19 protein-coding genes are annotated in these 17054 nt (G+C 73.6%); 10 read left to right on the top strand and 9 right to left on the bottom strand.

Features of this window, described 5'->3' with window-relative positions; all coding sequences use genetic code 11:
- On the top strand, positions 1-227 hold a 227-nt coding region (locus ACFFHU_RS25065; protein ID WP_377342694.1), incomplete at its 5' end, for a tetratricopeptide repeat protein.
- 318 nt (positions 228-545) lie between these two features.
- Here the strand turns inward: ACFFHU_RS25065 and ACFFHU_RS25060 are convergent.
- Both ACFFHU_RS25060 and pdxR read right to left on the bottom strand, forming a co-directional pair.
- Complete coding sequence (locus ACFFHU_RS25060) at positions 546-776, bottom strand: hypothetical protein (protein WP_377342692.1); 231 nt, start codon at positions 774-776, stop codon at positions 546-548.
- Positions 777-1035: 259 nt separating this feature from the next.
- Entirely contained in the window at positions 1036-2460 is a 1425-nt protein-coding gene (pdxR, locus tag ACFFHU_RS25055) for a MocR-like pyridoxine biosynthesis transcription factor PdxR (protein WP_377342691.1), read from the bottom strand.
- A 45-nt stretch (positions 2461-2505) separates the two neighbouring features.
- Here pdxR and ACFFHU_RS25050 point away from each other — a divergent pair, with 45 nt between their 5' ends.
- Complete coding sequence (locus ACFFHU_RS25050) at positions 2506-3447, top strand: aldo/keto reductase (RefSeq protein ID WP_377342690.1); 942 nt, start codon at positions 2506-2508, stop codon at positions 3445-3447.
- A 16-nt stretch (positions 3448-3463) separates the two neighbouring features.
- Here the strand turns inward: ACFFHU_RS25050 and ACFFHU_RS25045 are convergent, their stop codons facing one another.
- Entirely contained in the window at positions 3464-4063 is a 600-nt protein-coding gene (locus ACFFHU_RS25045; protein WP_377342689.1) for a GNAT family N-acetyltransferase, read from the bottom strand.
- Between the two features lie 71 nt (positions 4064-4134).
- Positions 4135-4965 carry a PIG-L family deacetylase gene (locus ACFFHU_RS25040; RefSeq protein WP_377342688.1) on the bottom strand — a complete coding sequence of 277 codons (831 nt, stop codon included), beginning with the start codon at positions 4963-4965 and terminating at the stop codon, positions 4135-4137.
- A gap of 70 nt (positions 4966-5035) precedes the next feature.
- On the opposite strand from ACFFHU_RS25040, the gene ACFFHU_RS25035 reads away from it, so the two are divergent.
- Positions 5036-5752, top strand: a complete 717-nt coding sequence (locus ACFFHU_RS25035) for a hypothetical protein (RefSeq protein ID WP_377342687.1) — start codon at positions 5036-5038, stop codon at positions 5750-5752.
- Positions 5753-6068: 316 nt separating this feature from the next.
- Entirely contained in the window at positions 6069-7325 is a 1257-nt protein-coding gene (locus tag ACFFHU_RS25030; RefSeq protein ID WP_377342686.1) for a cytochrome P450, read from the top strand.
- Between the two features lie 93 nt (positions 7326-7418).
- On the opposite strand, the gene ACFFHU_RS25025 is transcribed toward ACFFHU_RS25030, so the two are convergent.
- From ACFFHU_RS25025 to ACFFHU_RS25015, 3 genes are all read right to left on the bottom strand, one after another.
- Entirely contained in the window at positions 7419-7646 is a 228-nt protein-coding gene (locus ACFFHU_RS25025; protein WP_377342685.1) for a hypothetical protein, read from the bottom strand.
- Positions 7647-7955: 309 nt separating this feature from the next.
- Positions 7956-8996: a hypothetical protein gene (locus ACFFHU_RS25020; protein WP_377342684.1), complete on the bottom strand. Its 1041-nt coding sequence runs from the start codon at positions 8994-8996 to the stop codon at positions 7956-7958.
- A gap of 289 nt (positions 8997-9285) precedes the next feature.
- The gene (locus tag ACFFHU_RS25015) at positions 9286-9762 is read right to left on the bottom strand and encodes a MarR family winged helix-turn-helix transcriptional regulator (protein ID WP_377342683.1); all 477 of its coding nucleotides are present in this window, start codon (positions 9760-9762) and stop codon (positions 9286-9288) included.
- Positions 9763-9874: 112 nt separating this feature from the next.
- Here ACFFHU_RS25015 and ACFFHU_RS25010 point away from each other — a divergent pair, with 112 nt between their 5' ends.
- On the top strand, positions 9875-10957 hold the full coding sequence (locus ACFFHU_RS25010; protein ID WP_377342682.1) for an epoxide hydrolase family protein: 1083 nt from the start codon (positions 9875-9877) through the stop codon (positions 10955-10957).
- Positions 10958-11018: 61 nt separating this feature from the next.
- Here ACFFHU_RS25010 and ACFFHU_RS25005 read toward each other — a convergent pair whose 3' ends face one another.
- Together ACFFHU_RS25005 and ACFFHU_RS25000 are read right to left on the bottom strand one after the other, a co-directional pair.
- A complete protein-coding gene (locus tag ACFFHU_RS25005; protein ID WP_377342681.1) occupies positions 11019-11600 on the bottom strand; it encodes a SigE family RNA polymerase sigma factor in 582 nt (193 codons plus the stop codon).
- The gene (locus tag ACFFHU_RS25000) at positions 11600-12211 is read right to left on the bottom strand and encodes a permease-like cell division protein FtsX (RefSeq protein ID WP_377342680.1); all 612 of its coding nucleotides are present in this window, start codon (positions 12209-12211) and stop codon (positions 11600-11602) included. Before ACFFHU_RS25000 ends, ACFFHU_RS25005 begins: the two co-directional genes overlap by 1 nt.
- 132 nt (positions 12212-12343) lie before the next feature.
- Here ACFFHU_RS25000 and ACFFHU_RS24995 point away from each other — a divergent pair, with 132 nt between their 5' ends.
- The 5 genes from ACFFHU_RS24995 (at position 12344) to ACFFHU_RS24975 (ending at position 17048) form a co-directional block, all read left to right on the top strand.
- Positions 12344-13243 carry a class I SAM-dependent methyltransferase gene (locus tag ACFFHU_RS24995; protein ID WP_377342679.1) on the top strand — a complete coding sequence of 300 codons (900 nt, stop codon included), beginning with the start codon at positions 12344-12346 and terminating at the stop codon, positions 13241-13243.
- 368 nt (positions 13244-13611) lie between these two features.
- On the top strand, positions 13612-14601 hold the full coding sequence (locus ACFFHU_RS24990) for a hypothetical protein (RefSeq protein ID WP_377342678.1): 990 nt from the start codon (positions 13612-13614) through the stop codon (positions 14599-14601).
- Positions 14598-15125, top strand: a complete 528-nt coding sequence (locus tag ACFFHU_RS24985; RefSeq protein WP_377342677.1) for an ABA4-like family protein — start codon at positions 14598-14600, stop codon at positions 15123-15125. Before ACFFHU_RS24990 ends, ACFFHU_RS24985 begins: the two co-directional genes overlap by 4 nt.
- Positions 15126-15129: 4 nt before the next feature.
- Positions 15130-16425: a sensor histidine kinase gene (locus tag ACFFHU_RS24980; protein WP_377342676.1), complete on the top strand. Its 1296-nt coding sequence runs from the start codon at positions 15130-15132 to the stop codon at positions 16423-16425.
- The gene (locus ACFFHU_RS24975; protein WP_377342675.1) at positions 16422-17048 is read left to right on the top strand and encodes a response regulator; all 627 of its coding nucleotides are present in this window, start codon (positions 16422-16424) and stop codon (positions 17046-17048) included. Before ACFFHU_RS24980 ends, ACFFHU_RS24975 begins: the two co-directional genes overlap by 4 nt.
- Positions 17049-17054 lie beyond the last annotated feature (6 nt).

The raw sequence follows: 17054 nt of genomic DNA, 5'->3' as shown, positions 1-17054 counted from the left end.
TGGTCGCGTGTGAGCGGGTGTTGGGCGAGGAGCATCCGAACACGCTGAGGTCGCGGAACAACCTCGCCTACGCGTACCGGGCGGCGGGTCGGTTGGGGGAGGCGATTCCGCTGTACGAGGCGACGCTGGTCGCGCGTGAGCGGGTGTTGGGCGAGGAGCATCCCGACACGCTGGCGTCGCGGAACAACCTCGCCGCCGCCTACCGGCTTCGGGATCAGAGCATGTAGCGCTGCGGGCGCCCGAGGACGGCCGGAGGCCGCCCGCAGGGTGGGCCGCGAGCGCGCCGCGCTTGCGCGGTGCCTTGATCCAGAAGAGACCATCTCGGCAACGCCTCGTGCGTGGGCACTCGTGCGTGGGCACCTCGTGCGTGGGCGCCTCGTGTGCACCCGCGACCACTCGCTTACAAGTTCTGGGCGCTCCGTCCGGCCGGGTCCTTCCGCGTCTCCGGCCTCGGGCAACCGTCTGGCACCGATCGGGAAAGGCCGGCTGCGTCCGTGCCGGCTGCTGTCATCGTTGCTGTCGGCAGCCGCCCCGTGGCCCGTCAGTCAGGTGGCCGGGGCGACACTGCTGCCGTCGTCGAACCATGACGGAGCGGTGTAGAGGTCGGCGACTTCGGCTGCCGGCACCTTGGCCACCACGATGCCGATGCGTCGTGGGTTGTTGGGTGTCCGCCAGTCGATCACCATCTGATCCTGCTCATCAGCGTCTGCCTCGACCAACACCTTGAAGAGCAGTTGGCCGTCCTCTTCGCTGTACGCGTCAGCCGCCAGCTCCATAACCCCACCAGACCGCAGGGTCACGATCCACCGACTAGGGATTCCCGCAGCGAACTCCACGGCAGCAGACACTAGCTTTATCCGGCGCTACAGGCCGACCCGTCCGTCGCCCACCAGGCCGGCCGCCACCACATGGCGGTTGACCTGCTGTTCATCCCAGCGTTGCTGGTTGTAGTCGATCCGCTTTGATCGGTGGTGAGGCCCATACGGCCCAGAGGCGTCAGCGCACCGTCAGTTTGGAAGACTGAACGTCCCCGCGCTACCGCGGCGACGACGCCCGAACGGTCGGCCGCACCGCGTCGCGCAGCAACGCGACCGCGAGGGGGATCTCCGCGTCGCTGATGTTGCCGTACCCGAGGACAAGCGCGGGTCGTGCCGACCGCCGTACCCGGTAGCTGTCGAGGTCCGCCAGCCGCAGCCCGGCGGCCGCCGCGGACCGGACCACCGCGCGGGTGTCGGCGCCGTCGGGCAGGCGCAGCAGGACGTGCAGCCCGGCGGCGCTGCCGGCGATCCGGCCCTGCGGCAGCTGCGATCCGAGGGTACGGACCAGCAGCTCGCGGCGGGCGCGGAATCGGCGTCGCGCCGCGCGCAGGTGAGCGTCGTACCAGCCGCGGTCGATGAACGTCGCGAGCGCGAGTTGGTCGAGCACCGGTGGCGCGGCGGCGACCCGGTTCGCCGTCCGCACCGCCGCGGCCATCGCGCCCGGCGCGACGAGCCACCCCAGGCCGAGGGCCGGCGAGAGGGTCTTGCTGACCGAACCGAGCAGGAACACCCGGTCCGGGGCCATTCCCTGCATGACCGCGACGGGACGGTGGTCGTAGCGGAACTCGGCGTCGTAGTCGTCCTCGATGACGTAGCCGTCAACCTCGCGGGCCCAGCGCACCAGCCCGGCCCGGCGGTCGGGGGAGAGCACGACGCCGGTGGGGAACTGGTGCGCGGCGCCGACGACGACGGCCCGGGCCGGCCCGCGCGCGAGAAGATCGACGCGCAGGCCGTCGTCGTCGACGGGCACCGGGTGTACCCGCAGGCCCGCGGCGGTCGCGGCGTCCCGCAGCCGCGGCCAGCCCGGATCCTCCACCGCGACGTCGGTGATTCCCTCGGCGCCCAGCGCCCGGCAGATCCGGGCCAGGCCGTCGGTGATGCCAGCGCAGACGGACACCGACGTGGCGTCCGTGTCCGCGCCGCGCGAGCGCCCCAGGTACTGGGCGAGCGTGGTCCGCAGCACCTCGTGGCCGGCGGGGTCGGGCAGGCCGAGGTCGTACCGCACGGCGGAACCGATGACCGCGCGGACCGCCTCCGCCCAGCGGCGGCGCGGGAACGCCCGCACGTCGGGCAGGCCGGGCGCCAGGTCGTACCGGACCGGCGGCGGGGTCCGGAAGCGCCGCGCTCGTGGTGGTGGCTCGGCCCGGGGCGCCCAGGCGACGCGGGTGGCCGAGCCCACCCGGGCGGCGAGATACCCCTCGGCGACGAGCTGCCCGTACGCCTGCGTCACGGCCCAACGGGAGCAGCCGAGTTCCTCGGCGAGCGCGCGGCTGGGCGGCAGAGCTGCGCCCTCGGCCAGTCGGCCGTCCCGGATCGCCGCGCGCAGCGCGCCCGCCAGGCGGTCGTGCAGCCGACGGTCGCGCCGGGCCGGGTCGATCTCCAGCAGCGTCGCCCACGCGAAATTGGTCTGGGAAACGGCCACGGGATTGGACAGTACCACCGGTCCGAATCCGCCTAACGTGGGAGCATGATTGAAAACCTTGCCCTCGGCGCCATGTTCTTCGGCACCCTGCAGGACGACCGCCGCTCCTTCGAGTTGCTGGACCGCTTCGTCGACGCCGGTGGCGTCTGGATAGACACCGCCAACTGCTACGCGTTCTGGGCGGACCCCAGCGGTTTCGGCGGACAGGGCGAGGCGCTGCTCGGGCGCTGGCTGGCGGCGCGCCCCGGCGTGCGCGACCGGGTGCGGATCAGCACCAAGGTGGGCTGCGAGCCGACCGTGGCAGGAGGCTTCCCGGATCAGGTCGAGGGCCTGTCGGCCGGGGCCATCAAGAACGGGATCGAGGGCAGTCTCCGCCGGCTCGGCACCGACCATGTCGAGCTGTACTGGGCGCACAAGCCCGACCCGCACACCCCGCTTGCGGAGACCGTCGCCGCCTTCGACGAGCTGGTGTCCGCCGGCACGGTCGGCCGGCTCGGCTGCTCCAACTACCCGACCTGGCAGCTGGAGCGGGCGCGGCAGCTCGCCGCGGCCAGCGGCGGCACCGGCTTCACCGCGGTCCAGCAGCACCACACCTATCTCCAGCCGCGTCCGGGCACCCAGCCCACCGTGGTACACCGGTTCGGCGTGATCACCGACGAGGTGCTGCACTACGCGCAGCACCACCCGGACCTGGCGCTGTGGGCGTACACGCCGCTGCTCAGCGGCGGCTACACCCGGACCGACAAGCCGCTCGCGCCGGAATACGACCACCCCGGCACCGTGCGCCGCCTCGCCGCGCTCGACGAGGTGGCCAGCGAGACCGGCACGAACCGCAACCGGGTCGTGCTGGCCTGGCTGGTCGGCGGCAACCCCACCGTCACGCCGATCGTCGGGGTCAGCAGCGCCGAGCAGCTGGCCGAGGCGATCGCGGGGGTCTCCCTGGAACTGACCGCCGAGCAGCGCGCCCGACTCGATTCGGCCGGCTGATCCACCGGGCCGGCGGTCACAGGTCGAGGCGCATCACGACGCGCCGGGTGGTCGGCCGGCTGACCTCCCGGAAGCCGACCGCCGCGAACGTGCTGCGGGACCCGACGTTCATTTCGCCCCACGACACCGTCTGCCCGGGCCTGGGAACCATCGGGTACGCCTCGATCGCCCGCGCGCCCCGCGACCGCGCGTACCCGGTGGCGGCCTCGGCGAGCGGCCGGGTGAGCCCCCGGCCCCGGTAACCGGAACGGATCGCGAAGCACACGATCGCCCAGACGTCCGGGTCGTCCGGATCCTCGGCCCGGCCGGCCCAGGGGACCGGCGAGCCGCGCAGCCGGCGGTAGCGGGCCCGCGGCTCCACCGCCACCCAGCCGACCGGCTCACCAGCGAGATAGCCGACCATCCCGCTGGTGCCGGTCGCCTCCGGGTGACCGGAGTCCGTGTCCGCGCGTAACCGGTGCGCCCGCTCCTCGACCGGCATGGCGAACCAGTCGCGGTCGCCCAGCTTGATCCGCTGGCACTGGCAGGTGGCCGCCGCGCCACGGCCGAACACCGCCTGCAGGTCGTCCCAGCTCGCCTCGTTGGCGGGCACGACCACCACGTCGTCTTCCGGCATGGCCACTGCCTACCAGACGGCTCTGACACGCGGGTCCCGCGCAGGCCGTCCCGGCGCGGCGCCGGGCGCGCTCAGCGTAGGCCGGCGAACAGGTCGTCCTCCGGGGTGGGCGCGCCGGTGGTGTCGCGGACCCGCACGAAGGTCTCCACGCCCATCAGCTGGGTGAACCGGTCCTGGCCGAGCTGCAGGAAGAAGATGTTGTCGGCCTGGCTGGCGTGCGTGGCCAGCGACTCGAACTTCTGCGCGCCGTACGCGCTGGTGTCGACCCAGGTGGTGATCTCCTCGTCCGGCAGGCCCAGCTCGGGCATCTCCGGCGTGTCCTCGTCCGGCTCCGGGAACTCGACGCCGATCTCCTTCATGACCTTGCCGAACTCCTCGAACGCCCGCCGCGGCACGGTGGTCCAGTAGACCTTGGCCGGGATGCCGGTCTGCTCGACCGCGGCCATCGTGATGCGGTGCGCCTGGATGTGGTCGGGGTGGCCGTAGAAGCCGTTCTCGTCGTACGTGACCACCACGTCGGGCCGGTAGCGCCGGATCAGCTCGGCCAGCCGGTCGGCCGCCTCGGCCACCGGGGTCTGCCAGAAGGCGCCGGGCAGGTCGTTGGTGGCCCACCCCATCATCCCCGAGTCGGCGTAGCCGAGCGTCTCCAGGTGGGTGACCTGCAGCGCCTCGCAGCTGGCCTTCAGCTCGTCCTGGCGCATGGCCACCACGGCGTCCGGGTCGTGCGCCGGGTCGCCCGGCTTCACCCCGCCGGGGCCGTCGCCGCAGCGGCCGTCCGTGCAGGTCACCAGCACGGTCGTCACACCCTCTGCCGCGTAGCGGGCCAGCACGCCGCCGGTGCTCGTCGCCTCGTCGTCGGGGTGCGCGTGCACCGCCATCAGGGTCAGGGATCGCTCAGCCACCCCACCACCTTAGGCGGGACGTCCGACGCACTAGCATTGCCGCGTCCAAACGGCGGCGGAAAGAGGCGCGATGCGTTGGCTCCGGTTCCTGCTGGGCGGCGACCGCCGGGTCGAGCTCGACCCGGCGCGGCAGGAGGCGCTGCTGCGGGACGCGCGGGACCGGTTCGGCGCCCGCGCGCGGATCCGGTTCCCCGAGCAGGTCGAGGCGGTCGGCCGGCTGCTGGACGGCGACGACGGGCTGTCCGTGGCGGCCCGGATCGTCGCCGAGGTGGCCGACGAGGCCCACGCCGACCTGCAGGCCCAGGCCCGGGAGGTGCACCGGAACACCGGCCGCCGGCTGCTGGTGCACCGCCGCAACTATCGGCCGCTGTGGCAGGAGGCTGGGCGGATGCTCCGGTGGCCGCTGTTCGCGCTGCCGTGCGGCTTCCACCCGTACGCCCAACTGGCCGCCGCCGCGTCCGTAGCCGGCGCCCGGGCGTCCCGGCTGGACAGGGTGACCGACCCGCGGCCGCTGGTGACCCACGTGTTCGAGGTGCTCGACCTCACCACCGTCGGCTGGGAGTACGGCCGGGTCCGGGTGGACACCGACGGCGCGGCCCTGGCCGATCGGCTGATCACCTCGGCCGGTCAGATCCTCGCGGCCATGGACGACCCGCCGCGGCTGCCGCCGCCGGTGCGCGAGCTGATGCGCCGCAACAACACCGTGCAGGTGTACGAGCCGGCCGGGCCGCGGGTGGTCGGCGGGATCAACCCCGGGGCGCGGATGCGGCAGATCCTCCTGGCCTGAGCGCGCCGGCTGCACCCCCCGATCCGGTGTGGACAGGAGCCGACAAGGTTTTCTCAAGACGCTTCGGGAAGACTCGTCCGAGCAATGATCCGCGAATGCTGACGGGCTCGTCCCGCCACGGATGGGAGGAAGTTTCCATGAAGACGATCCGGTTCATGCTTCGGGCCAACCGCTTCGAGCGCACCCGCCACGCCGCGGGCCGCATCTCGAACTGGGTGCGGTACACGTACTACTGAGGTGCGCCGCGCCTGGTGAATCGCTGAGGGCGTCCGGCCGGGCCACCGGCCCGGCCGGGCGCCCGGCTACGGGGGAGCCGATGACAGGGATGCCGGACCGCCGCCCGCCGGGGGTGCGCGAATTCGAATCCGACCCGCTGCCGCACCTGCTGGACTGGCTGCGCCAGCCGGCCCCGGATGGCGTCTATCCGGTCGGAACGGGTCCGGACCTGCTCGTGGTCGCCGATTGGGCCCTGACCCGCGACCTGCTGGCCGACCCCGAGGAACGGTTCACGGCCCGCTCGGCCGTGTTTGGCGCCGTCCCGAGCTGGGTGTCTGGCTCCGCCCACACCCGGGCGTTGACCTCGCCGCTCGCCCGGTACCTCGACATGCTCTGGAGGCGAGTGACCGACGAGGAGATCCGCGCCGCGGCGGCCAACGCCACCGGCCCCGACCACCGGTGGCCGACGGCCGGAGTGCTGCTCTACTGGCGGCTGTTCGCTCGGCTGCTCGTTCCGGACCTGCCCGAGCGGGTGCTGCGCCGGGCCGAACGCGCCATCCTCCTTGCCGAACGCATCGGGGACCGGGCCGGCGGCCGGCGCCTACTGCGGCTGCGGCGGCGGCTGGTCTCCAGCACCGCGATGGCGGGGCTTGCCGACCTGTCCGCCGACCGCCGCGCCGAGCCCGACGCCCCGGACGACCTCGGCCGGCTGCTGCGCGACTTCTTCGACTCCGACGACGATGTCGCGGTCGCCACGTTCGCCCTGTTCGGAGCAGTGTGCCGGGCCAGCTCCAGCGTGCTGTCCTGGATCCTGCTGCTGGACGCCGGCTGGCGGCTGGGCACCGGAGCCGGCGTCACCCTGCGGGGCACCCGCGCTTCAGCGCCGGCCGCCGACCGGGTCCGCGAGGCGCTGCGGCTGTGGCCGGCGACCTGGTTGATCGAGCGGGAGGTCCGGCGGGAGACGTGGCTCGGGGCCCACCGGCTCAAGCCCGGCGACCTCGCCTACGTCTGCCCGATCCTGCTGCACCGCGATCCGGCGACCTGGACGGAACCAGCTGAGTACCGGCCGCGGCGCTGGGCGGCGCCTCCGGAGCGCTACCGAGAGGCGTACCTGCCCTTCGGCACCGGCCCGGGAGCGTGCGTGGGCGCCCGCTTCGTCACCGCCATGCCCGCCCGCATCCTCGCGGTCCTGGACGAGGGGGACCCGCTCGCCGTCACGGTCCACGGCGCCGCGCCCCGGTTCGACGCGATCTGCGCCCCGCCGGCCTTCAGCCTCGGTTCCCAGCCCCGCTCGGACACGACCCGGGCCGACCGCTCGGGTCACCCGAACGTCCGGGGCCAGCTCCGCGCCTTGTAGAAACTCGGCGCCCTCCGGGCCCGATCCCGCCGGGCGCAGTTGCGGGGCCGGCGCGCGCCGCCCGCCGCGCGGGCCCGGCTCGGCCCGCCCGGGTCAGCCGGTCGGCATGGGCGCCGGCCGGGCGCTGCGCATGCGTTCCGTGGTCCAGTACGAGTCGTCGGGCGACGGCAGCCGGGTGCTGGCGGCGCCGGTCGGCGGGTCGACGCCGGCCGGGGCCGCGGGCCCGTCGTGCCGGGCGGCCCGGACCCCCGCCACCACGGCGATCGCGACCAGGACGACCGCGGCCGCCACCCCGAGCACCGTCCAGGATTGTCTGCTCATCATCTGCTCCCGTCCCCGCTCCCGTCCGCGTGCTGTCGGCTTCACTTCATTCGACGCGTGCCCGGCCCGAATGGCTCCGTCGCGGCCGGCCCGTTCCGCCGTGGCCCGCTCCGCCGTGGCCGGCCCGCTCCGCCGTGTCCGGGGCAGATCCGCGGTGCCCGGGCAGATCCGTGGTGCCCGGGGCGGATCCGTGGTGCCCGGGGCAGATTTGCCGTGTCCACGCGGCCTGCGCCGGAATGCCGGTCGTGCCGGACCGGAGCTTTCCGGTCCGGCACAACGTGCCGGCGGTGAGCCGCCGGGTGCGATGGCTCAGGTCCGGTTGGCCACCGAGTTGAAGACGTCCATCACGGCGGTGTCGAAGTAGCTGCTCTTGTTCCAGCCGCTGCTGTTGAGCGTGCTCATCACCCCGTTGACGTACCCGAGGCTGCCGTCGTAGAGGCGCAGCCAGGGTGAGCCGCTGGAGCCGCCCGTGAACCCGCAGTGCAGTTCGATCTTGTTCTCCTGGAAGGGCCAGATGCCGGGGCGGTCGGTGGTGCCCTGGCAGTACTGCTGCCAGCCGCCGTCGTACGGCGCCTCGGCCGGGTAGGCCAGGATCGTGATCGCCTGGTCATAGCTGTAGTTGACCGACAGCCCGTTGCCGCCGACCACGTCCACCGGGCGCTGCCCGGAACCGTTGGGCCACAGCGTCACCCAGCCGACGTCCCGGTCCAGGTTGCTGTCGTTGATCCAGGCGTTGAAGGTGGTCAGATACTTCGCCGACCACCGGCCGTACGGCTCGTACCCGTAGTTGTACAGCGGCACGAAGATCCAGTTCTGCATCCACTGGCCACCGCGACCCCCGTGCACGCAGTGCCCGGCCGTCATGGCCAGCAGCCGCGAGCCGCTGTTGACCGTCGCCGCCGAGCAGACGTAGTCGTACCCGTCGGTCGGGTTGTGGAAGAAGACCTTGCCCACCGTGGCCGAGGCGTTGACGGCCAGGCCCGACCGCGTACCGCCCGCCTTGGCCGTGCCGACCGGCGCCGTCGGCGCGGCCGGCGGCACGGATGCGGCGCTCCCGGTCGGCGTGCCGGCCGGCTCGCTGCTCGGGCGAGTCCCCTTCGCGAGGGTCTCGGCCGGCCGCGCGGAGCGCATGCGCTCGGGCGTCCAGTAGTCCGCGGCCTGCCGGGCGGCGTCCGTCCCGTTGGCCGTCCCCCCGGAGACCGTGGCGGGCGCGGAACTGGCCCCGGTCGCGGTGCCGCCGCCGGCCGTGGCAGCTGGTGCCGCGTACGCCGGCGCGACCCCGCCCAGCAGGATGGCGGCTGCCGCCACCACCCCCGCGATGGACAGCCGGGTTCCTTGTCTGACGTTCATGAATCCCCCAACACCGTATCGGCATTGGCATTCCTCGAAGAATGCCTGGGCGAAGTATGCGAATCGAATTCGCTTGAACGCCACGGTTTCCAGGTGTAGAGAATGCGGCACCGACCGGCGATGTCGCCGATGTGACCGGCGCCTGGCGACGGCCCCGGCATCCGGTACGCTGCTCTCCTTTGTGGACGGAACGGCCGATCGATCGTCGAGTTGCGGCGCGCCGAGCCGGCCGGCGTGGCCGCCGCGTACCGGCTGGGCGTCGACGGGCCGCGGCTGCCGCGGCCATGACTCAGCGTCGGGGCTCGTCGGCGCCGGTTCTGCGGTCGTGATGGTCCAGCAGCATCGACAGCAGCTCGGTCAACCGCTGTCGCTGTTCGGGTGAGAGGGGGGCGAGCAGCTCGTCCTGGGTCTGTGCCAGCCGCCGCTCCAGCCGGCGCAGCTGCCGCCTTCCCGCGGCGGTGAGCGAGATGATGTTGCGCCGGCGGTCGGTGGGGTCCGGGGCGCGCCGGACGAGGTCGTGCTCGGCGAGCTCGTTGATCGCCGCCACCATGTCGCTGAGGTGGATGCCGCTGCGGCGACCCAGGTCGGCCTGGCTGGCCGGGCCGGACCGCTCCAGCGTCGCCAGCAGGCGGTAGTGGTAGCCGCGGGCGTCGACGGACGAGAATCCCTCGCCGACCAGGCGGCGGGCGTGGTCGGCGGTCTGGGTGAGCAGCCAGCTGGGCAGACCCTCCCACGGGGCTGGCGGCGGCTGGACCGGATCCTCCATGTGACGAGTCTATCGAATCGTTCGGCGCCCTAACGTTCGTGTTATCGTTCGGAGCATAAACGTTAGAGCGCCGAACGGTCTCGGTCGGCGCGACCCCTCGGAGGCGACAACCATGATCGAGCCGTTCCGCATCGACATCCCGCAGGCCGACCTCGACGACCTGACCGACCGGCTCGGGCGTACCCGCTGGCCGAACGAGGTCGCCGACGCCGGCTGGGACTACGGCTTCCCGCTGGCGCGCCTGAAGGACCTGGCCGAACACTGGCGCACCGGCTACGACTGGCGCGCCCACGAGGCCACGCTCAACAAGCTTCCGCACTTCACGACCGAGATCGACGGGCAGAACATCCACTTCGTCCACGTCCGCTCGGCCAAGCCGGACGCCCTCGCGTTGATCCTCACCCACGGCTGGCCCGGCTCGTTCCTGGAGTTCCTCGACGTGATCGAGCCACTGGCCCGGGACTTCCACCTGGTGATCCCGTCCATCCCGGGGTTCGGCTTCTCCGGACCGACCCGCGAGCGCGGCTGGGACGTCGTCCGGGTCGCACGGGCCTGGGCCGAACTCATGCGCCGGCTCGGATACGACCGCTACGGCGCGCAGGGCGGCGACTTCGGCTCGGGCATCTCCATGGCGCTCGGCGCCATCGCGCCCGAACGGGTCGTCGGAGTGCACGTCAACTACCTGCCGACCAGGCCGGTCCCGGACGCCGACATCGCCCTGTCCGAGACGGACCAGGCGCGGCTGGACAAGATCAGGCAGCTGATGGCGAACCGTCCGCCCTACCAGACGCTGCAGGCCACCACCCCACAGACCATCGGCTACGCCCTGACCGACTCGCCGGTGGGCCAGCTGGTCTGGATCGCCGAACGGTTCGCGCAGTGGACCGATCCACGCTCGCCGGTCAGCGACGAGCGGATGCTCACCGACATCTCGCTGTACTGGCTGACCGGCACCGCGGCCTCCTCGGCACGGCTGTCCCGCGAGGCGCCCCGGCAGGTCCAGCCGTGCCCGGTCCCGGTGGGGGTGGCAGTGCTGCCGCACGACATCACCCAGTCGGTGCGACCGCTGGCCGAGCGGCTCTACGACATCAGACACTGGTCGGAGTTCGACCGCGGCGGTCACTTCGCGGCCATGGAGGTGCCCGACGACCTGGCCGCCGACATCCGCGACTTCTTCCTCAACCACCTCGGCTGAGCCGAACCCCGACCGGTCGCGGACGGCGCCGTGTCCGCGGACCGTCGCATCCGCGGGCACGTCAGGTCCGGACGAAGTCCTCGCCCAGCACCTCCCGCAGCCTGCCCAGCGCGCGGGCGTTCCGCGTCTTCACCACCGACACGGAGACGTCCAGGATGCCGGCCACCGCCTCGACGCTCTGATCCTCCCAGTGCCGCAGCACCACGATGGCCTGATCCCGCACCGGCAAGGTGGCCAGCGCGCCCAACAGCGCGACGTGCAGCTCCACACCATCCTCGACCCGCCGGTACGCCGGCTCGGGCGGCTCGGCGAGCACCAGCTCGCCGGCTGCCGCGCGCTTCCGGTGGTCGAAGACCGCGTTCATCAGTACGCGCCGGCTGTACGCGTCGAGGTTGCCGGCGTGCCGGACCCGGTCCCACCTCGCGTACAGCTTCGCGAGGGTGATCTGGGTGAAATCCTGGGCCAGGTGCCAATCCCGGCACATCAGGTACGCCGTGCGCCGCAGCCTCGGCGCGGCGTCCTCGACGAACGCGGTGAACTCCGCCTGCCGGGCGGACCGCTCGCGCCGCCGGGCGGTGCCCCAGCGGGCGAGCAGGCCGGGCCGACCGTCGTCGGACCCTCCCGCCGCCACCTCGTCGGGCATCAGTTGGCCGACCAGACGTCGATCCCCGACGGGCAGCTGCTGCCGACCACCTGGTCCACCCCGGGCATCGACCGCAGCCGCGCCATCAGCTCGGCCGCCCGGGCCGGATCGGCAAGCTTGGCCCGGAAACCCTCCGGGATCTGGGCGACATCGACGGCGGCGACCAGGTCCGGCGCGTCCGCGTACCGCTTCTTGAACCTCGCGTACGCCTCCTCGCGGGTCTCGTAGACCACGGCCGCGACCGCCCGGTCGGCCCGCAGCGCCCTCTCGACCGCGTCCCGCTGCCCGGCGGTGAAGTCCAGGACGAAGAAGACCGAGACGTCGGTCGCGTCCTCCCGGACCGGCGTGTGGCAGGTCGGGTTCATCCGCGTCGCGAACCCGGCCTGCACGGTCCGCGGCGGTGGCGCCGACCGGTCCGGGCCGGTGCCGGGCAGGTTGACCACGCCCAGCGCGGCCACGGCGGCCACCGCCGCGGCGCCCGCGGCCATCCGCCGCTGCCGCCGCCGGCGCATGCCGGCGCCGGCGACCATGGCCAGGGCCGCCAGGTCGTTCGTCGGCGCCGGCTCGTCGGCCAGGGCCCGGTCGAAAAGTATGTGCAGGTTGCGGTCCATCGTCGCTCCCGTGCTCGGATTGCGTTACCAACCGGGAAGACTGGGTGGCGCGCCCGATCGGTCGCACCGGCAGGGCAGATCGAAAGGCCGGCCCGCGAGCCGCATCCGCGGTGAGGCTAACGTCGAGACAGCGTGGAACACCGACCGAACGGGGAACCGATGCCGGAGGCGTTGCGGGCGAGCCGGACCGCCGTACTGGTCTGCCAGGGCCGCGCGGCCGCGGACGGCCGGATCGCGCCGGGCCGCTTCGCGGACCCGACCGCGCTGCCGCTGTTGCGCGCCGCCGAGCGCGAGCCGGTCGAGTGGGTACGCGCCGACAGCCCGCCCGGGCCGTGGCGGCAGCGGGTCGACTACGAGACGGTACGGGCCAACGCCGAAGCCATCGTCCCGCGCACCGTGGCCATCGACGACGCCGTACGGGCGCACCCGGGCCCGCAGGTGGTGATCCTCGGCGCCGGGCTGGACGGCCGGGCCTGGCGGATGCCGGAACTCGCCGACGTCGCGGTGTTCGAGGTCGACCAGCCGGCCAGCCAGCGCGACAAGCGGGACCGGGCCGCGGCCCTGCCCGGTCGCCCGCCGACGTTCGTGCCGGTGGACTTCCGCCGCGATCGGCTGGCCGACGCGCTGGCCGCGGCCGGGCACCGCGCCGACCGTGCCACCACGTGGATATGGGAGGGCGTGGTCCCGTACCTCACCGCGCGCGAGGTGACCGCCACGGTCGCCGCGGTGGCGGGCTGTTCGGCGCCGGGCAGCCGCCTGATCGTCAACTTCCAGACCCCGGCGCTGACGGCGACGCTGGGCCGTCTCGTGTCCCGGGCGCTGGCGGCCTCGACCGGCCGGTCCAGCGTCTGGGCGGCCGAGCCGTGGCGCTCGCTGTGGAAGCCCGAGGCCATGGCGCGGCTGCTGGCCGACCACGGCTGGACCGTCACCGATCAGCGGGACCTGCTGCAGGCGGCGCGGGCGCTCGGCGTACCGATCGCGCACCCGGCCACCCTCCGGCACGGCCAGGTGATGGTCGCCGACCGGAACTGACGACGGCGGGCAATTCGATCGTTCCGATCGGAGGATTGCCGTTCGGGCAAGAGGTGGCGCGCCCGGAACACCGCCGGATTTCTGCCGCCGGCAATCCAATCCTGCCTATGGACTTGACCTCCATTCCGGGAGCAGGCTCGGCGGTACGCGAACGGCTCTTTTGCAGCGGGATTGGACGCCCGTCTACTACATCCGGAACTGCTACTGAAGTCGAATTGATCGGCTGGCCCCACCGGACCGGGCAACCGGTGGGGTCGGCCGGCCCGGCCGCCTCCTACCCGGGTAGGAGGCGGCGCTCCGACCGCCGGCCGCAAGCCGGGCCCGCGGTCCGGCGAGAACACCCCGGCACTTGCGGAGCATCTACAGGCATGACAACCAACACGCTCCGCCAGGCGATCCGCTGGCACCGACCGCTGATGGTCTTCACCGCGGCGATGGCGGTTTCCGCCGTCGTCTGCCTGGTCGGCATCTTCGCCGACCCGCGCGTCCTCACCGGCGCCCCGATCTGGCTCAAGCCGTTCAAGTTCTCCGTCTCGCTGGGCATCTACGCCCTCACGCTCGCCTGGATGCTCTCCCTGCTCCCGCGCCGCAGCCGGGTCGCGGACTGGGCCGGCACGGTCATCGCGGTGATGGGCCTGGCCGAGATGGTCGTGATCGTCACGCAGGTGCTGCGCGGCACCACCAGCCACTTCAACGGCACCACCCCGCTGAACGGCGCGCTGTTCCAGGCGATGGGGATGTCCATCATGGTCCTCTTCGTGGCGCACTTCGTGCTCGGGATCGCCGTGCTGCGCCGGCGGGTTCCGGACCGGGTGGCCGCCCGCGCCGTCGGGCTCGGGCTGGGACTGTCGCTGCTGGGCATGCTGGCCGCGATCCCCATGGTGATCCCCGGCCACGCGCCCACCCCGGACGGGATCAACGGCTCGCACGCGGTGGGCGTGGCCGACGGCGGGCCCGGCCTGCCGATCGTCGGCTGGAGCACCACCGGCGGCGACCTGCGGATCGGGCACTTCATCGGGCTGCACGCCCTGCAGGCGCTGCCGCTGCTGGCGATCCTGCTGACCCGGTTCGCCGCCGGCTGGGACGATCGCACGAAGATTCGGCTGCTGACCGTCGCGGGCACCGCGTACGGCGTACTCACGGCGATGTTGACCTGGCAGGCCCTGCGCGGGCAGCCGCTGCTGCGGCCCGACGGCCTCACCCTGGCCGCGGCGGCCGCGCTGGTCCTCGGCGCCGCGACCGCCGCCGGGCTGGTCCTGGCCGCGTCCCGGCGGCACGCCGCCGAGCCCGTCCCCGCCCACGAGGGTTTGGGCAGGCTTGCCGGCCTCGCGGCCGCGCAGCAGGATGTGACGGCATGACCACCGCGTTGTTCAGCGTGACGTTCCTGCTCGCCGCGCCGTTCTGGGCACTGATGATCCTGCTGCCCCGCTGGTCGTGGAGCGCCCGGATCATCTCGTCCCCGCTGATCGTGCTGCCGGTCGTCGCGATCTACGCGCTGCTGGTCCTGCCGGCACTTGCCGAGGTCCTACCGGCCGTCGCCTCGCCCACCCTGGACGGCCTGCGCGGCCTGCTGGGCACGCCCACCGGCGCGGCCGCGGCCTGGGCCCACATGATCGCCTTTGACCTGTTCGTCGGCCGGTGGGCCTACCTGGACAGCCGGCAACGTGGGGTGCCGGAATTGGTGATGAGGCTGGTGCTGGCCCTGACCGTCCTGCTCGGCCCGCTGGGCCTGGCCGCCTACCTCGGCGCGCGGGCCAGCTGGCGCCGCCCGAGGCAGGCGACGCCCCCGGCGGACCCGCCGTACCCGGTGGCTCCGGCCGATCCGGTGGCCCCGCCGTACCCGGTGGCCTCCCCGGACCGCAACCGGCAGAGCCTGGGCTGATCCGGTGCGGTGGCTGGGACGGCTGTTCGACACGCGCGACACGTTCGCGCGGATGCTGCTGATCGACCTCGCCGGCGTCGGCTACCTGGTGGTGGGCAACCACGCGGGGCGCGGGCCCACCCTGTCGCAGTGGATCCTCGCGCTGATCGCCTTCGCCGCGGCCGCGGTGTTCCACCGTCGCCAGGCGGTCAACCTGGCGATCCAGGCGGTCCTGCTGGCGGTCGCGCTGCAGACCGTCGACGACACCACGATCAACCAGGTGGGCACCAGCTGGGCGCTGGTGGAGCTGGCCGTGCAGGCCCGCGGCACCCGGATCGTCTGGCTGGCCGCCGGGCTGCTCGCGGCGGTGGACCTCACCGATTCGATCGGCGACCCGTTCCGGCGGGTGCTGTCCGGCGTCTTCGGGCTCACCGTCGAGGTCGGGCTGCCGCTGCTGCTCGGCCTGGTCATCCGGACCACCCGCGAGCTCGGGCGGCAGGCCGAGGAGCGGGCGGTGGCCGACCGGCGCCGGATCGAGTCGGAGAGCCGCGCCGCCCGGGCCGACGAGCGCACCGCCATCGCCCGCGAGCTGCACGACGTGGTGGCCCACCACGTGGCCTCGATGGTCCTGCGGGTTGGCGTGGCCCGGCACGTCCTGCCGGACCTGGACCCGCGGGTGGGCGAGGTGTTCGACGACGTGCACGGCACCGGCACCGCGGCCCTGGCGGACCTGCGCCGGCTGGTCGCGGTGCTGCGCAACCCCGATGGCGTACGCGGGGACGCGGCGCTCACCGCGATCGAGCCGTCGGCGCTGCCCGCGGCGCTCGGCGCGGCGGTCGACCGGGCCCGCCAGGCGGGCGTCACCGTGGAGGCCGACCTCGACCCCGCGGTCGGCTCGCTCGACGCGGTCCGCGGCCTCGCGGTATTGCGGCTGACCCAGGAGGCGCTGACCAACGTGGCCAAGCACGCCGGCCCGTCCGCGCTGGCCCACCTCTCGGTCGCCGTGCTCGACGGCGCCGTGCACTGGGAGGTCACCGACACCGGCGGCCGATCCGCGCCGACCGCGGTCCCGCCCGGCGGCGGCCACGGCATCACCGGCATGCGGGAACGCGTCGAGGTGCTCGGCGGCCGGTTGGCGGCCGGTCCGGCCGGCGCCGGCTGGCGGGTCCAGACCGTGCTGCCCGCGCCTGCCCCCGACCAGCCCGCCCCCGACCAGCCCGCCCCCGACCAGCCCGCCGCCGGCCAGTCCGCCGACCGGGCCGCCGCCGGCCAGCCCGCAGGCCGGCCCGCCGCCGGCTCTCGCACCGAGGAGATGGCGTGATCCGGGTCCTGCTGGTCGACGACCAGCACCTCATCCGGGCCGGGCTGCGGATGCTCTGCGACGCCCAGCCCGACATCGAGGTGGTGGGCGAGGCCGACAACGGCCGCGACGCGGTCACGCTCGCCGCCCGGCTCGTACCCGACGTGGTGGTGATGGACCTGCGGATGCCCGGCGTGGACGGGATCACCGCGACCAGCCGGATCCTCGCCGACCGCCCGGCCACCCGGGTGCTGGTGCTCACCACGTTCGGTGACGACGACCACCTCTATCCGGCGCTCACCGCCGGCGCGTGCGGGTTCCTGCTGAAGGACGCGCCGCCCGCCGACCTGCTCGACGGGATCCGCCGGGCCGCCGCCGGCGACAGCCCGTTCAGCCAGGACGTGCTGCGCCGCCTCGTGCAGCGCGCGGTGCACGCCCGCACCGAGGCCCCCCGCCCGGTGGCCGGGCTGACCAGCCGGGAACGGGACGTGCTCGACCTGGTGGCCGAGGGCCTGTCCAACACCGAGATCGCCGACCGGTTGCACATCGGCGTCACCACCGTGAAGACCCACATCACCAGCCTGATGACCAAGACCGACAGCCCCAACCGGGTACGCCTGGCCCTGTACGCCCGCGGCGCCTGACGGCCG

Source organism: Plantactinospora siamensis (assembly GCF_042434095.1).
Classification (GTDB): Bacteria; Actinomycetota; Actinomycetes; order Mycobacteriales; family Micromonosporaceae; genus KBS50.
Note: the sequence above shows the minus strand (reverse complement) of the source record. Positions and strands in the feature narration are given on the sequence as shown.

What these genes read in the sequence shown, in the direction of transcription:
- ACFFHU_RS25060 (WP_377342692.1), bottom strand. Translation starts at nt 776, where the DNA reads ATGGAGCTGGCGGCTGACGCGTACAGCGAAGAGGACGGCCAACTGCTC.
- ACFFHU_RS25050 (WP_377342690.1), top strand. Translation starts at nt 2,506, where the DNA reads ATGATTGAAAACCTTGCCCTCGGCGCCATGTTCTTCGGCACCCTGCAG.
- ACFFHU_RS25045 (WP_377342689.1), bottom strand. Translation starts at nt 4,063, where the DNA reads ATGCCGGAAGACGACGTGGTGGTCGTGCCCGCCAACGAGGCGAGCTGG.
- ACFFHU_RS25035 (WP_377342687.1), top strand. Translation starts at nt 5,036, where the DNA reads ATGCGTTGGCTCCGGTTCCTGCTGGGCGGCGACCGCCGGGTCGAGCTC.
- ACFFHU_RS25030 (WP_377342686.1), top strand. Translation starts at nt 6,069, where the DNA reads ATGACAGGGATGCCGGACCGCCGCCCGCCGGGGGTGCGCGAATTCGAA.
- ACFFHU_RS25025 (WP_377342685.1), bottom strand. Translation starts at nt 7,646, where the DNA reads ATGAGCAGACAATCCTGGACGGTGCTCGGGGTGGCGGCCGCGGTCGTC.
- ACFFHU_RS25020 (WP_377342684.1), bottom strand. Translation starts at nt 8,996, where the DNA reads ATGAACGTCAGACAAGGAACCCGGCTGTCCATCGCGGGGGTGGTGGCG.
- ACFFHU_RS25015 (WP_377342683.1), bottom strand. Translation starts at nt 9,762, where the DNA reads ATGGAGGATCCGGTCCAGCCGCCGCCAGCCCCGTGGGAGGGTCTGCCC.
- ACFFHU_RS25010 (WP_377342682.1), top strand. Translation starts at nt 9,875, where the DNA reads ATGATCGAGCCGTTCCGCATCGACATCCCGCAGGCCGACCTCGACGAC.
- ACFFHU_RS25005 (WP_377342681.1), bottom strand. Translation starts at nt 11,600, where the DNA reads ATGCCCGACGAGGTGGCGGCGGGAGGGTCCGACGACGGTCGGCCCGGC.
- ACFFHU_RS25000 (WP_377342680.1), bottom strand. Translation starts at nt 12,211, where the DNA reads ATGGACCGCAACCTGCACATACTTTTCGACCGGGCCCTGGCCGACGAG.
- ACFFHU_RS24990 (WP_377342678.1), top strand. Translation starts at nt 13,612, where the DNA reads ATGACAACCAACACGCTCCGCCAGGCGATCCGCTGGCACCGACCGCTG.
- ACFFHU_RS24985 (WP_377342677.1), top strand. Translation starts at nt 14,598, where the DNA reads ATGACCACCGCGTTGTTCAGCGTGACGTTCCTGCTCGCCGCGCCGTTC.